The sequence below is a fragment of the Paraburkholderia sp. SUR17 genome, assembly GCF_029536165.1.
Classification (GTDB): Bacteria; Pseudomonadota; Gammaproteobacteria; order Burkholderiales; family Burkholderiaceae; genus Paraburkholderia; species Paraburkholderia kururiensis.
In genome coordinates this window covers 1105720-1119946 of record NZ_CP120508.1, presented here as the reverse complement: position 1 = coordinate 1119946, position 14227 = coordinate 1105720, and the positions used below count along the sequence as shown (strand labels likewise).

Here is a 14227-nt window from a genome sequence, read left to right as displayed (position 1 = left end):
TTTTGACGATTTATTTATTGCACCGCGTCAGAGCGACGGGCGCGGCAGAAAACATCGGGAGCACGACAAGCAAAAGGCCCGCCATGATGCGGGCCCTGCTGAAAAGGCATTGTCAGGAAGACGAAAGGCAAACACGCGGCGGTAGCCTGGCGGCCACGGCGCACTTCAACTTCAGCGCGCGACCTTGTAGAAAAAGTAAACGGTGCTCGCTGTGAACATGCCGAATAAAGCTACGCCCATTGCCATTGCGAGATCCATAGCGCCTCCGGTCCGGTCGGGCCCGGGGTCGCGTTTTACCGGGCGGTATGCGGATTATCGACAAGCCTCTGCCGGCACGACACTCGCAATTTCCCGGGAAGGGTTTCCCCGTAGCCCAAAGCGGCGCACAATCGCCGTTCGCCTGCGGGGTCGCGCCTTGCATGGCGTGGCTTCCTTCCTTTTCCATGTATTCGACGTATCCGATCGACATGCCCCAATTCCAGCAACAGGACATTCTCGAGATCGCACACGGCGCGTCGCTGCTGCGCGTCGCGCCGCAGGCCGGCGGCCGGCTGCTGTCGTGGCACATCGACGGCCAGTCCGTCATCTATTGGCCCGACGACGCGAACTGGGCCGAACCCGCACGCGTGCGCGGCGGCAATCCGCTTTTGTTCCCGTTTCTCGGGCGCCATCGCGCGGACGGCGAAATCGGCCGCTGGCGCGATGCCGAGGGCACGGTCCGCGACGTGCCGATGCACGGCTTCGCACGCGACCTGCCGTTCGCCGCCCAACCCGATGCGGACAGCCACGGCGTACGGCTCACGCTCACCGATAGCGAGGCTACGCGCGCCGGCTATCCGTTCGGATTCCGCTTCGAAGCGACGTATCGCCTCGCCGATGCCCACACGCTCGACGTTGCGCTGACGACGACAAACACTGGCACTGAGCCGCTGCCCTACTACGCCGGCCATCACTTTTATTTCACCCTACCGCACGATCAGCGTGCCGAAACGGTGCTCGAACTGCCGCGCACGCAACGCCGCCACCAATTGCCCGACGGCACTATCAGTACGCCGGAGCCGGGGGCACAGCGCTACACGCTCGACGAAGCGCGCATCCACGACCGGTTTCACTGTCTCGACGGCGCGCCGGATACCCCCGTACGCGTGATCGCCCCCGGCCTGAACCGGACGATCACGATCGACCTGCGTCGCCCGGGTTCCGTGCCCTGGTACGCCGTGACCACCTGGACCGAGCGCCCGGAGTCGGACTTCTATTGCGTTGAGCCGTGGCTCGGTCTGCCCGATGCCATCCACAACGGTCTCGGCCTGCGCTGGCTCCCACCGGGCGCGACCGAAGAAGCGGCACTGCGCATCACCGTGAGCGCCTTGCGCTAACCCTCGACCGCGATGCGCCAGGATCACGCCGCGCGCCATGCGCGGCGTTTCAGTTGACGTCGCAAAATGCAAACCCGTTAGAATCGGACGTTTTTTGCGACTGTCGCGCGATCGGGGATCGGTATGCACGCGACGCATTGCGAGGTCCAATGTTGGCAACAAGAATCAGGCGGCTCGCCTGCGCAGGGCTCGTCGCGGCACTCGCCGCCTGTGGGTCGGCGCCGGTGGGACCGGGCTACTACCGCGTCGAACGCGGCGACACGCTATCGAAGATTGCGCGGACTAACCGGCAGTCCGTGCAGAGCATCGTCCGCTGGAACAACCTGTCGAACCCGGATTCCATCGAGGTCGGTCAGGTGCTGCGTGTCGCTCCGCCTTCCGGGACGGTGTCGAGCGGCAACGGAGCATCGCGCGGCACGGCCGAATCCGGCGCGCCGGCCGCTCGCAGCGGCACCGCAACCGGCACAGCGTCCGGGAGCGCATCTTCAGCGGCGCCGTCGGCCGCCCCCGCCGCGCCCATCTCGCTCGTCTGGCCGGCCGCGGGCAACGTGGTGCGGGGTTTCGACGGCAAGAATTCCAAGGGCATCGACATCTCGAACAGCCCCGGCACGCCGGTCGTCGCAGCGGCGCGAGGCACGGTGGTCTACGCAGGCAACGGTCTGCGCGGCTACGGCAATCTGCTGATCATCAAGCACAACAGCGACTACCTCACGGCCTACGCGCATAACCGCACGCTGCTCGTGAAGGAAGGGCAAACGGTTGCGCAAGGACAGAAGATTGCCGAAATGGGCGATACGGATTCGGATCGTCCGATGTTGCATTTCGAGCTGCGCTATGAAGGACGCTCCATCGACCCTTCCCGTTCATTGCCGCCGCGTTAGTCAACATGGGCCGCCAAGCACGCGCATCGTCGTATTGCAGGGGCAAAAAAAAAGCCCGGCTCGAGGCCGGGCGAACGGGGGTTCGGCGCATATCGGCAAAGGACCGGTTCGCCATGCGCCAATTGGGAATCTAGCAACGCGTCTAATACAGCGCAATCGATTAATTGCCAATGAAATGTGATGCGGCGAACGGATTACGCGCTATGTGAAGCGAAAGAGAAGCCACTCGCGAAAGCTAAAACATCGCGAAACGACGTAATTCGGTAGATGAAAGGAGACCGGAGTGCGTGGCACCGCATCGGCAAGAGGCGCATGGCGTATAGCTTTGCGGGATTCACGCGAACAATGCGCGAGGCGAGAGTCTGCAATTCCGGCGCCCGGCAAAAGCGCGGGTTAACGAAAGGATAGGACAGCTTCGCGGAGATTTAAAGCTTTGTACGCGAACGCACTCATCAAACGTGTTTTAACAATAGCGATCAGTATAGACACACGAATACACACCACTTTCTCGTACGACTAAATATCGCAAAATTAGCTTATCGCGAATTTAACGAGCGAAGTGGCCAGAACGTGCACGTCTGACCACGCGGCTATATCGCCCGATTCCACCGCCCGGTGCATTTCGACGCAACGGCACGCGGGTTGGTTGCGAGCGGCGGGATCGGGCAAGCGCATCAGGAACCGGGCAACATGCGGCGGATCACGCCGTCACGCAACACGAAGTGGTGGTAAAGCGCGGCCGCCACGTGCAGGCCGATCAAGCCAAGCAGTCCCCAGGCGAGCGCGCCATGCAGATCGCCTAGTTCATGCCCGAGTGTGGAGCCCTGAGCCGAGAGCGGCGGCAGCGGAATCACCCCGAACAGCGTGAGCGACCATCCTCTCGACGATGCATTGGCCCAACCCATCAAGGGTTGCGCGATCAGCAGCAGATACAGGACACCATGCGTCAGGCGGGCTACGGAACGCAGCATGGCTGATCCCTCGGCTGGCGCGGGTTCCGGGCGCACGGCGCGCCATATGAGCCGAACGACCATGACGGCGACGATCGCCGTGCCCAGTTCGAGATGCCACGTGATGAGCCCTGCAGGCTGCGTGCCGCGATGGATGCCCGGCATGGTCCACGCCACGATGAACTGAATAACGAGCAACACGAAGATGAGCCAGTGCAGCAGTCTCGAGAAGGGATCGTATTTGGGGGGAGTGGAGTAAGCCATTGATACCTCGATGGTTCGGTCTTCGGATATGCCGTGCAATAAGCCGCACGGCCCAGTATTCGCCGGTTGGAAGCATAACGAGTGCCAGTGTATGGCTCAAGCAGCCGGACGGCCTGGTCTGCAAACGGCTTGATGATTTATAGTAGTCACCGCTCATGTCCCATTCCAATACGATGACGACGAACCCAGCTTCTCACAGCGCGCTCTATCTCAAGCTCCTTGGCGAAACGGCGAAAATCGACTGGCAAGATCTCGAACGCTTTTTCGCACAAGGCAAGCTGCTGCGGGTGGCGCGCGATCTCGATCTCGTGAGTGTCGCCGAGGCGATCGCGAGCGACGACACGCAGCAGGTCACGCAATGGCTTTCCGCGGGGCTTGTCGAGCGCATGCAGGCCGACACCGCGGCCGACTTCACCGCCCGCGATCCCGAACTGTGGGCTGTCGTCGTGTCGCCCTGGGTGTGTGTCCAGGAGCGCAGTTGAGCAGCCCTGCCGGCGAGCGGGCCGCCTCACCGGCGGCTCCGGTCGACTGGCACCGGCGGGTTCTCACGCTCGCCTTCCCCATCGTTATCGCGAATCTGACCCAGCCCATTCTGGGCGCGGTGGATACCGCCGTGGCAGGCCATTTCGACGGTGCCGCGAACCTTGGTGGCGTTGCGCTAGGCGGCCTCTTTTTCAACTTCGTTTTCTGGGGCTTCGGCTTTCTGCGCATGGGCACGACGGGACTCGTCGCGCAGGCATTCGGCGCAAACGATGTCGCCGCGCTGCGGATCAACGTCGTGCGGGCGCTCATGCTGGCGCTCGTGGCGGGTTTGGCTGTCCTCGTGCTGCAAGGTCCGCTGATCGAGCACACGCTGCGTGCGATCGGCGGTAGCGACGACGTCCGGCGCAATGCGCAGGTCTATTGCCGCGCGCGGATCGGCTCCGCACCTTTTGCGCTCGCGAATTATGTCGTGCTCGGATACCTGCTGGGCGTGCAGCGGGTGCGCACGGCGCTCGTCATCCAGGTGTTCATCAACACGGTCAACGTCGTCGCCGTACTGCTTTACGTGTATGGATTCGGCTGGAACATCGCGGGTATCGGGGCCGCGACGGCGACCGCGGATGCGCTTGGCTTCGTGCTCGGGGCCATCGTGCTGCGGCAGTTGCTGCCGCGCAATCTGCCGCGGCTCGACAGCGCGCAACTCGCGGATCCGGTCGCACTGAAGCGGCTGGTAGCGATCAATCGCGACATCTTCCTGCGCACCCTGTGCATCCTTGGTGCGTTCGGATGGTTCGCGCATCTGGGCGCAAACCAGGGTGACGCGATTCTGGCCGCCAACGCCCTGCTACTCAATTTCCAGACCTTCATGGCGTATGGACTCGACGGCTTCGCCCACGCCGCGGAAGCGCTCGTGGGCGCCGCAACCGGCGCACGCGATCGCGATGCCTTCCGTCAGTCCGTCAGGGTCACGATGTTCTGGTCGGCACTGGGTGCGCTGGGGTTTTCGCTCGTGTACGGCGCGGCGGGCGCCTGGATCGTCGAACGACTGACGGATCAGCGTGCCATTCGAGCCGCCGCGGAGGTTTTTCTGCCGTGGGCGGCGCTGTCGCCGGTCGTTTCCGTGTGGGGCTTTCTGCTCGATGGCGTGTTTATTGGCGCGACGCGCACGCGGGACCTGATGTATTCGATGGCGCTGTCGGGCGGCGTGTTCATGGCGGCGTCGTGGGCGCTCGTTGCGCCGCTCGGCAACCACGGACTGTGGGCCGCGCTGCTCGCGTTCATGGCAGCGCGCGGCATCACGCTGCTCATGCGGCTGCCGCGGCTCGCGGCGTCGATAGCGGCGCATCAGCCGTAGACGCGCAGACGCGCCAGACTGCTCGCGCCGGCGCCGTCGGCTCTTCCTGTGTAAGCCGCCGCGCATTCCGCGAACACGACGTTTCGCGGCTGTTTTGCGTCTATTTCGGCGCCGCCTCCGGTGCCTCGATCATCTGCGGCGGCCGGACGTCGGTGGGCACCCCGTGATAGTCCGGCGGATCCTGCGGCGGAGGGCCATGGCGCACGGCGGACGAATTGTCGGCACAGCCGGTTAATGCAGACAAGAACAAGAGGATCAAAAAGGGACGACTCATGGATTTCCCGAAGCCGGATGCGGCGAAGTGGCAAAGCCGCGAGTCTACGCGCAAAGCGCCAGGGACGCGCCCGCGGGCGGTTTGCCGCAACGTACACTTCTCCTCCCCGGTTCGTTTTTGCTGTCCTACCATGTACGCATGGCCGCAATCGTCCAAGGAGGCTGCCATGGATGCCGAGTCAATCGCGGGCCTGGTCGGACTGACCGTGGGCTTGCTCGTCTTGCTAGGACTGACCATCTTCGAATCGCGGACCTACCGGCGCGAGCACCACGGTGAAGGCATGATGCACCACTGGCTGGCCGAGCATCACATGCTCGACTGGACGCGGCGCAGGCATTGAAGGCTCGCTCCGTCCGAGGCTGTTCTGTCTGGGGTTGGCAGCGCTGCAGGGCGTCTGGCGACGCGCTGCGCGGGTTGTTGTTGGCTGACGGTTGTTGGCTCGTGGCGTATTTGGCCGCCGTTCTTGCAGGCTGCCCCTCGCCGGTTTGCTGCATTGCACTTGCTGCGCGAACTGCCGGCTGGCCTGTTATTGCGGGGCAACAACCGCGTACACGAGGCGCCTCCGCGTCCCTTCCTTCGTTGGCAGCGGCACGCCATGCGTGCTCTGGGCCGCTGTGCCCGGACAGGCAATAAACGCGTTTTCTCTTCTCTCCTACCTCAAACTCCGGCTTTCGCAAGCACGACGATCGACACGCTGAACGCCTCCTGCTGCGCGTCTTCGTTGCGATACGAGTGCGGCACGTGGCCAGGGAACGCGAGCACCTCGCCAGCGGCAACGCCATGGCGTTCGCCCGCAACAAACACGGCCACTTGTCCGGAAAGGCACGTGAAGTACTCGCGCGTGCCCGGCAGATGAGGTGTTCCCCGCATCGTTGCACCCGGCGCGAAGGACATCGTCTCCAGTATCCCGTCCGGCATCGGCTCCGGCACAAGCGGCCGGATGGTCAGCCCCATGCCGCGGCTGTGCGTCGGGACATCGGCCGCCGCCCACTTGCGCACTTTCGCCCGGGGCGAGGCCAGCAGTTCATCGATCGGCGCCCCCAGCGCACCCGCCACTTTCATGAGCACCGTAAGCGACGGATTACTGTCACCGGATTCCAGATTGGCGATCGTCGAGCGCGGCAATCCGGAGACCTTCGCCAGCGCCTCCTGCGTGAGGGCACGCGTGCGTCTTAGCGCAACGAGATTGCGGGCCAGGTGCTGCGCGGCGTGATCGAGTTCGTCCATCGTATCGACTTTCCGACAAAGGTTTGGACATCGCGCTGGGGCAAGGACGTGCGCGTTCCTATTATCAGGCCACGAGACGGCGTGCGTGCGCCGCCCCATCTTCAATCTGGAGAGTGCGATGAACTATCGCGATGACTTGCGCGGCGTACGTGCCGCGATAACCGGCGGCACCTCAGGCCTGGGCCTCGCCTTGATGGACGAACTGCTCATGCGCGGGGCTCGAGTGGCATTTGTCGCTCGAGATCCGAAGCGTGTCGCTGCCGTGGCTGCGGAGCGGCCCGGTGTGGTGGGCCTTGTAGGCGACATCGGACGCAAGGACGACATTTATCCGCTTGCGACGCAGATTACAGGGCTACTAGGTAGTCTCGATGTACTTGTGAACAACGCGTCGTCGCTTGGCCCTACCCCGCTTGCACTACTGGCCGATACCCAATGTGAGGAGTTCGAAGCAGCGCTCGCAGTGAACGTGCTGGGCGCGTTCCGGCTAACGAAGGCGTTGCTCGGCGCGCTTGCAGCATCGGCACGCGAACACGGCGGTGCACTGGTGCTGAACGTGTCGAGTGATGCCGCTATCGAGCCGTACGCAAGATGGGGGGCATATGGCTCGAGCAAAGCCGCGCTGCATCAGATGAGCCGCATCTGGAATGCAGAACTCGCGGACGAACGAATCCGCGTGCTCGCTCTCGATCCGGGCGACATGGACACTCCGCTGCATCGGCTGGCATTGCCGGATGCCGATCCAGCGACTTTGCGACGTCCCACGGATGCAGCACGCGAGTTCGCGGATGTGATTACGTCAACGCTTGATGACCTACGCGAAAATATGTCGATGGGGGTGCGCTGAAGATGCAAGCTGCCAGCCTTCCTAACCAGCGTCCCAAGGATGCACGGCTTCTCGTGATCGACCGCTGTGGACGCATCCGTCATCGCCTTCGGAGCGCGATCGCCGATCTCGTGCGCTCTGGCGATTGTGTCATTGCTAACGATGCGGCAACGCTCCCCGCGAGTCTTCACGGGATTCACGAACCCACCGGCGCGCCGATCGAGATCCGGCTAGCGGCCCGTGCATCCATCGATCCGAACGACGTCGCGCGCTTCAGTTGCATCGTGTTCGGCGCCGGTGACTTCCGTACTCCCACGGAAGCACGCGAAGCGCCCCCGCCCCTCGTTCGCGGCGACCGATTGCGGCTAGGTTCGTTGCAGGCAACGATCGTACGGACGCTGGATCATCCGCGCTTCGTTGAACTCGATTTCCACGGTACACCGACGAGCATCTGGCAAGGACTCGCGACGCATGGCCGACCGGTTCAGTACGCTCACGTTCCAGCACCGCTCGCACTGTGGGATGTGTGGACGCCGATCGCTGCGCTGCCCGTTGCATTTGAACCGCCTTCGGCCGGCTTCGCTCTGGACTGGCGCACATTGAAGGCGCTGCGTGACAAGGGCGCGTCTTTCGCCACACTGACGCATGCCGCCGGATTGTCGTCGACTGGCGATTCTTCCCTCGATGAGCGCTTACCTCTCGATGAACCGTATCGGATACCACTCGCAACCGCGCGACTGGTCGCGGAAACGAACATGCGAGGTGGACGCGTGATCGCCATCGGCACCACCGTCGTCCGCGCGCTCGAGCACGCGGCTATGCCCGACGGGAGCGTACGCGTCGGCGATGGGGTTGCGAGCGGGCGTATTGGACGCCATACGCGATTGCGCATCGTTGATGTGATCGTCTCCGGTACACATGAGCCGGAATCGAGCCACTACGCGCTGCTTGCCGCATTCGTTACCCGTCAAACGCTGGCACATGCCACCTCGGTACTCGAAAACGAGCACTACCGGACACACGAATTCGGAGATTCGATATGGATTGAGCGTGATGCGAGAAAAGATGAAGTATGTTGCGAATGCAAGCGGACGGCAGAATGCGCTTAATGGTCTCGCTGGTGTGCTGCGAAGTAGTGCAAATGTTCTGCTGGGGCTGGAGATGCGGGAGGTTTTGGGGCTGCCAAGGGGATGGGTCGAGGCGTGGTTCAGGAGGGAAGCGCTGGCCCAAAGCAGAAGACCCCGCCACATGGGTGGCGGGGTCTTTGCTGGGTAAGGAGCCTGACGATTACCTACTTTCACACGGGCAATCCGCACTATCATCGGCGTGGAGTCGTTTCACGGTCCTGTTCGGGATGGGAAGGGGTGGGACCGACTCGCTATGGTCATCAGGCATGACGGGTTGCTGCGTCGCGTGGGCGGGGCCGGAGGCCCGGCTGCGGCGCAGCCAATCGGGAAGCAGCGTATGTAACTGTGGGGTTGTGACTGGGCACAACGCGCAACTGTAGCGGTGTGCTGAAACACACCGGTTATAGGATCAAGCCTTACGGGCAATTAGTACCGGTTAGCTTAACGCATTACTGCGCTTCCACACCCGGCCTATCAACGTCCTGGTCTTGAACGACCCTTCAAGGGGCTCGAAGCCCCGGGGAAGTCTCATCTTGAGGCGAGTTTCCCGCTTAGATGCTTTCAGCGGTTATCTCTTCCGAACATAGCTACCCGGCGATGCCACTGGCGTGACAACCGGTACACCAGAGGTTCGTCCACTCCGGTCCTCTCGTACTAGGAGCAGGCCCCCTCAAACTTCCAGCGCCCACGGCAGATAGGGACCAAACTGTCTCACGACGTTTTAAACCCAGCTCACGTACCTCTTTAAATGGCGAACAGCCATACCCTTGGGACCGGCTACAGCCCCAGGATGAGATGAGCCGACATCGAGGTGCCAAACACCGCCGTCGATATGAACTCTTGGGCGGTATCAGCCTGTTATCCCCAGAGTACCTTTTATCCGTTGAGCGATGGCCCTTCCATACAGAACCACCGGATCACTATGACCTGCTTTCGCACCTGCTCGACTTGTCGGTCTCGCAGTCAAGCACGCTTATGCCATTGCACTATCAGCACGATTTCCGACCGTACCTAGCGTACCTTCGTACTCCTCCGTTACGCTTTGGGAGGAGACCGCCCCAGTCAAACTGCCTGCCATGCACTGTCCCCGATCCGGATTCACGGACCTGGGTTAGAACCTCAAACAAGCCAGGGTGGTATTTCAAGGTTGGCTCCACGCAGACTGGCGTCCACGCTTCACAGCCTCCCACCTATCCTACACAGACCGGTTCAAAGTCCAATGCAAAGCTGCAGTAAAGGTTCATGGGGTCTTTCCGTCTAGCCGCGGGTAGATTGCATCATCACAAACACTTCAACTTCGCTGAGTCTCGGGAGGAGACAGTGTGGCCATCGTTACGCCATTCGTGCAGGTCGGAACTTACCCGACAAGGAATTTCGCTACCTTAGGACCGTTATAGTTACGGCCGCCGTTTACCGGGACTTCAATCAAGAGCTTGCACCCCATCATTTAATCTTCCGGCACCGGGCAGGCGTCACACCCTATACGTCCACTTTCGTGTTTGCAGAGTGCTGTGTTTTTATTAAACAGTCGCAGCCACCAGTTTATTGCAACCCCTTCACCCTTCCGGCGCAGGCCGGTCAAGCTACCAGGGCGTACCTTATCCCGAAGTTACGGTACCAGTTTGCCGAGTTCCTTCTCCCGAGTTCTCTCAAGCGCCTTAGAATACTCATCTCGCCCACCTGTGTCGGTTTGCGGTACGGTCAACGTGAAACTGAAGCTTAGAGGCTTTTCCTGGAACCCCTTCCAGTTGCTTCGCAGCCGAGGCCGCTCGCGCCACACCCTTGAATTGCGTGCCCGGATTTGCCAGGGCACCTTCTCCAATGCAGCGACCGGGACTTCCAACACCCGGACAACCTTCCGCGATCCGTCCCCCCATCGCATTTCACGCCGGTGCAGGAATCTTGACCTGCTTCCCATCAGCTACGCATTTCTGCCTCGCCTTAGGGGCCGACTCACCCTACGCCGATGAACGTTGCGTAGGAAACCTTGGGCTTACGGCGAGGGGGCCTTTCACCCCCTTTATCGCTACTCATGTCAGCATTCGCACTTCCGATACCTCCAGCACACCTTCCGGTGCACCTTCGCAGGCTTACGGAACGCTCTCCTACCATGCGAGCAAGCTCGCATCCGCAGCTTCGGTACATGGCTTAGCCCCGTTACATCTTCCGCGCAGGACGACTCGATCAGTGAGCTATTACGCTTTCTTTAAAGGGTGGCTGCTTCTAAGCCAACCTCCTGACTGTTTTAGCCTTCCCACTTCGTTTCCCACTTAGCCATGTTTGGGGACCTTAGCTGGCGGTCTGGGTTGTTTCCCTCTTGACACCGGACGTTAGCACCCGATGTCTGTCTCCCGTGATTGCACTCTTCGGTATTCGGAGTTTGCTATGGCGAGGTAATCCGCAATGGACCCCTCAACCATGACAGTGCTCTACCCCCGAAGGTGATACACGAGGCACTACCTAAATAGTTTTCGGAGAGAACCAGCTATTTCCAGGTTTGTTTAGCCTTTCACCCCTATCCACAGCTCATCCCCTGACTTTTCAACGTCAGTGGGTTCGGCCCTCCAGTACGTGTTACCGCACCTTCAGCCTGGCCATGGATAGATCACCTGGTTTCGGGTCTACACCCAGCGACTGGACGCCCTGTTCGGACTCGCTTTCGCTACGCCTGCCCTATACGGTTAAGCTCGCCACTGAATGTAAGTCGCTGACCCATTATACAAAAGGTACGCCGTCACCCCTTTCGAGGCTCCGACTGTTTGTATGCATGCGGTTTCAGGATCTGTTTCACTCCCCTCCCGGGGTTCTTTTCGCCTTTCCCTCACGGTACTGGTTCACTATCGGTCGATCACGAGTATTTAGCCTTGGAGGATGGTCCCCCCATCTTCAGACAGGATTTCACGTGTCCCGCCCTACTTGTCGTACACCCAGTTCTTCCAACCTGTTTTCGCCTACGGGGCTATCACCCGCTATGGCCGCACTTTCCAGAGCGTTTGGCTAACAGTTCAGATAAAGAGTACAGGCTGCTCCCATTTCGCTCGCCACTACTCTGGGAATCTCGGTTGATTTCTTTTCCTGCGGCTACTTAGATGTTTCAGTTCGCCGCGTTCGCTTCACATGGCCTATGTATTCAGCCACGGATACTCCAGAAGGAGTGGGTTTCCCCATTCGGACATCTCCGGATCAAAGCTTGTTTGCCAGCTCCCCGGAGCTTTTCGCAGGCTACCGCGTCCTTCATCGCCTGTGATCGCCAAGGCATCCACCACATGCACTTGTTCGCTTGACCCTATAACGGGTGTGTCTCTTCCCACACAGGGAACAGACCTCGACCGCTACAGGTTGAGTTTTAGCGTTGTGCCGTATTCCAATGCCATCCTTCGATGGCCCTGAGATACTTTCGATACAATCACAACCCTGACTGACCTACTCACGCCCATCTCACAAGGCGCTTTCGCATCAGTCAAATTACTGCTGCTTCCTGATTGTTAAAGAACGACAGCGGCATCAACCTCATGCCGTCTGGCTGGCAGTCGCCAGGGCGCAGTACCCGTGTCTCACCGACACTGCGCGCTGGGGACTGGTGGAGGCAGACGGGATCGAACCGACGACCCCCTGCTTGCAAAGCAGGTGCTCTCCCAGCTGAGCTATGCCCCCTCACCGACTCCTGCAGGGGACTGCCCGTCACAGACAAAGTTGGTGGGTCTGGTTGGATTCGAACCAACGACCCCCGCCTTATCAAGACGGTGCTCTAACCGACTGAGCTACAGACCCCTGAGTCTGTCATTCATACAGCCGACAAGTGTGAGCGCTCTGACTTTGGACGCGCTGCTCTGGAAAGGAGGTGATCCAGCCGCACCTTCCGATACGGCTACCTTGTTACGACTTCACCCCAGTCATGAATCCTGCCGTGGTGACCGTCCTCCTTGCGGTTAGACTAGCCACTTCTGGCAAAACCCACTCCCATGGTGTGACGGGCGGTGTGTACAAGACCCGGGAACGTATTCACCGCGGCATGCTGATCCGCGATTACTAGCGATTCCAGCTTCATGCAGTCGAGTTGCAGACTGCAATCCGGACTACGATCGGTTTTCTGGGATTGGCTCCACCTCGCGGCTTCGCAACCCTCTGTTCCGACCATTGTATGACGTGTGAAGCCCTACCCATAAGGGCCATGAGGACTTGACGTCATCCCCACCTTCCTCCGGTTTGTCACCGGCAGTCTCCCCGGAGTGCTCTTGCGTAGCAACTGGGGACAAGGGTTGCGCTCGTTGCGGGACTTAACCCAACATCTCACGACACGAGCTGACGACAGCCATGCAGCACCTGTGTTACGGCTCCCTTTCGGGCACCCCCGGCTCTCACCAGGGTTCCGTACATGTCAAGGGTAGGTAAGGTTTTTCGCGTTGCATCGAATTAATCCACATCATCCACCGCTTGTGCGGGTCCCCGTCAATTCCTTTGAGTTTTAATCTTGCGACCGTACTCCCCAGGCGGTCAACTTCACGCGTTAGCTACGTTACTAAGGAAATGAATCCCCAACAACCAGTTGACATCGTTTAGGGCGTGGACTACCAGGGTATCTAATCCTGTTTGCTCCCCACGCTTTCGTGCATGAGCGTCAGTATTGGCCCAGGGGGCTGCCTTCGCCATCGGTGTTCCTCCACATCTCTACGCATTTCACTGCTACACGTGGAATTCCACCCCCCTCTGCCATACTCCAGCGCTGCAGTCACCAATGCAGTTCCCAGGTTAAGCCCGGGGATTTCACATCGGTCTTACAGCACCGCCTGCGCACGCTTTACGCCCAGTAATTCCGATTAACGCTCGCACCCTACGTATTACCGCGGCTGCTGGCACGTAGTTAGCCGGTGCTTATTCTTCCGGTACCGTCATCCACCAGGGGTATTGGCCCCGATGATTTCTTTCCGGACAAAAGTGCTTTACAACCCGAAGGCCTTCTTCACACACGCGGCATTGCTGGATCAGGGTTGCCCCCATTGTCCAAAATTCCCCACTGCTGCCTCCCGTAGGAGTCTGGGCCGTGTCTCAGTCCCAGTGTGGCTGGTCGTCCTCTCAGACCAGCTACGGATCGTCGGCTTGGTAGGCCTTTACCCCACCAACTACCTAATCCGCCATCGGCCGCCCCTTGAGCGCGAGGCCCGAAGGTCCCCCGCTTTCCTCCTCAGAGCGTATGCGGTATTAATCCGGCTTTCGCCGGGCTATCCCCCACTCCAGGATACGTTCCGATGTATTACTCACCCGTTCGCCACTCGCCGCCAGGCCGAAGCCCGCGCTGCCGTCCGACTTGCATGTGTAAGGCATGCCGCCAGCGTTCAATCTGAGCCAGGATCAAACTCTTCAGTTCAAACCTGTTACTGTCTCTGTCCGTCTCCGGACAGGTCGCTCAACTCGGTACTGACAGGTCGTGAATTGCTTCACTTCCTATTCCTTACCGTGTGAGACTCTTG

9 protein-coding genes, 2 tRNA genes and 3 rRNA genes are annotated in these 14227 nt (G+C 60.6%); 7 read left to right on the top strand and 7 right to left on the bottom strand.

All coding sequences use genetic code 11. From position 1 onward, the window contains the following. Positions 1–467: 467 nt before the first annotated feature. Positions 468–1376, top strand: a complete 909-nt coding sequence (locus tag P2869_RS05045; RefSeq protein ID WP_277597634.1) for an aldose epimerase — start codon at positions 468–470, stop codon at positions 1374–1376. Positions 1377–1525: 149 nt separating this feature from the next. After that, a complete protein-coding gene (locus P2869_RS05040) occupies positions 1526–2257 on the top strand; it encodes a peptidoglycan DD-metalloendopeptidase family protein (protein WP_017777679.1) in 732 nt (243 codons plus the stop codon). A 674-nt stretch (positions 2258–2931) separates the two neighbouring features. Here the strand turns inward: P2869_RS05040 and P2869_RS05035 are convergent. Further along, the gene (locus tag P2869_RS05035) at positions 2932–3471 is read right to left on the bottom strand and encodes a cytochrome b (protein ID WP_017777678.1); all 540 of its coding nucleotides are present in this window, start codon (positions 3469–3471) and stop codon (positions 2932–2934) included. Between the two features lie 173 nt (positions 3472–3644). On the opposite strand from P2869_RS05035, the gene P2869_RS05030 reads away from it, so the two are divergent. The 3 genes from P2869_RS05030 to P2869_RS05020 all read left to right on the top strand — a co-directional run bounded on the left by P2869_RS05030 (position 3645) and on the right by P2869_RS05020 (position 5922). Then, a complete protein-coding gene (locus P2869_RS05030) occupies positions 3645–3953 on the top strand; it encodes a DUF2288 domain-containing protein (RefSeq protein ID WP_126878932.1) in 309 nt (102 codons plus the stop codon). Next, positions 3950–5308 (top strand): MATE family efflux transporter, encoded by a 1359-nt coding sequence (locus tag P2869_RS05025; protein ID WP_277597633.1) that lies wholly within the window; start codon positions 3950–3952, stop codon positions 5306–5308. The genes P2869_RS05030 and P2869_RS05025 overlap by 4 nt, the downstream gene beginning before the upstream one ends. Positions 5309–5748: 440 nt before the next feature. Beyond that, positions 5749–5922, top strand: coding sequence for a hypothetical protein (locus P2869_RS05020; RefSeq protein ID WP_017777675.1), 174 nt, complete (start codon positions 5749–5751; stop codon positions 5920–5922). Positions 5923–6239: 317 nt separating this feature from the next. Here P2869_RS05020 and P2869_RS05015 read toward each other — a convergent pair whose 3' ends face one another. Continuing rightward, positions 6240–6809, bottom strand: a complete 570-nt coding sequence (locus tag P2869_RS05015) for a helix-turn-helix transcriptional regulator (RefSeq protein ID WP_017777674.1) — start codon at positions 6807–6809, stop codon at positions 6240–6242. A 118-nt stretch (positions 6810–6927) separates the two neighbouring features. Between P2869_RS05015 and P2869_RS05010 the strand changes: the two genes are divergently transcribed. Both P2869_RS05010 and P2869_RS05005 read left to right on the top strand, forming a co-directional pair. Next, positions 6928–7653, top strand: coding sequence for an SDR family oxidoreductase (locus P2869_RS05010; protein WP_051062125.1), 726 nt, complete (start codon positions 6928–6930; stop codon positions 7651–7653). 2 nt (positions 7654–7655) lie between these two features. Beyond that, positions 7656–8741, top strand: a complete 1086-nt coding sequence (locus P2869_RS05005) for an S-adenosylmethionine:tRNA ribosyltransferase-isomerase (RefSeq protein ID WP_277597632.1) — start codon at positions 7656–7658, stop codon at positions 8739–8741. A gap of 169 nt (positions 8742–8910) precedes the next feature. Here the strand turns inward: P2869_RS05005 and rrf are convergent. The 5 genes from rrf to P2869_RS04980 all read right to left on the bottom strand — a co-directional run bounded on the left by rrf (position 8911) and on the right by P2869_RS04980 (position 14124). Then, positions 8911–9024: ribosomal RNA gene (gene rrf, locus P2869_RS05000) — 5S ribosomal RNA — on the bottom strand. Positions 9025–9164: 140 nt separating this feature from the next. After that, positions 9165–12045, bottom strand: a 23S ribosomal RNA gene (locus P2869_RS04995). Positions 12046–12337: 292 nt separating this feature from the next. After that, positions 12338–12413, bottom strand: a tRNA-Ala gene (locus P2869_RS04990). Between the two features lie 40 nt (positions 12414–12453). Continuing rightward, positions 12454–12530: transfer RNA gene (locus tag P2869_RS04985), tRNA-Ile, on the bottom strand. A 63-nt stretch (positions 12531–12593) separates the two neighbouring features. Further along, positions 12594–14124 (bottom strand): 16S ribosomal RNA (locus P2869_RS04980). Together the 16S, 23S and 5S rRNA genes with 2 tRNA genes alongside form the textbook arrangement of a ribosomal RNA operon. Positions 14125–14227: the final 103 nt, after the last annotated feature.

What these genes read in the sequence shown, in the direction of transcription:
- P2869_RS05010 (WP_051062125.1), top strand. Translation starts at nt 6,928, where the DNA reads ATGAACTATCGCGATGACTTGCGCGGCGTACGTGCCGCGATAACCGGC.
- P2869_RS05040 (WP_017777679.1), top strand. Translation starts at nt 1,526, where the DNA reads ATGTTGGCAACAAGAATCAGGCGGCTCGCCTGCGCAGGGCTCGTCGCG.
- P2869_RS05020 (WP_017777675.1), top strand. Translation starts at nt 5,749, where the DNA reads ATGGATGCCGAGTCAATCGCGGGCCTGGTCGGACTGACCGTGGGCTTG.
- P2869_RS05035 (WP_017777678.1), bottom strand. Translation starts at nt 3,471, where the DNA reads ATGGCTTACTCCACTCCCCCCAAATACGATCCCTTCTCGAGACTGCTG.
- P2869_RS05045 (WP_277597634.1), top strand. Translation starts at nt 468, where the DNA reads ATGCCCCAATTCCAGCAACAGGACATTCTCGAGATCGCACACGGCGCG.
- P2869_RS05030 (WP_126878932.1), top strand. Translation starts at nt 3,645, where the DNA reads ATGACGACGAACCCAGCTTCTCACAGCGCGCTCTATCTCAAGCTCCTT.
- P2869_RS05015 (WP_017777674.1), bottom strand. Translation starts at nt 6,809, where the DNA reads ATGGACGAACTCGATCACGCCGCGCAGCACCTGGCCCGCAATCTCGTT.
- P2869_RS05005 (WP_277597632.1), top strand. Translation starts at nt 7,656, where the DNA reads ATGCAAGCTGCCAGCCTTCCTAACCAGCGTCCCAAGGATGCACGGCTT.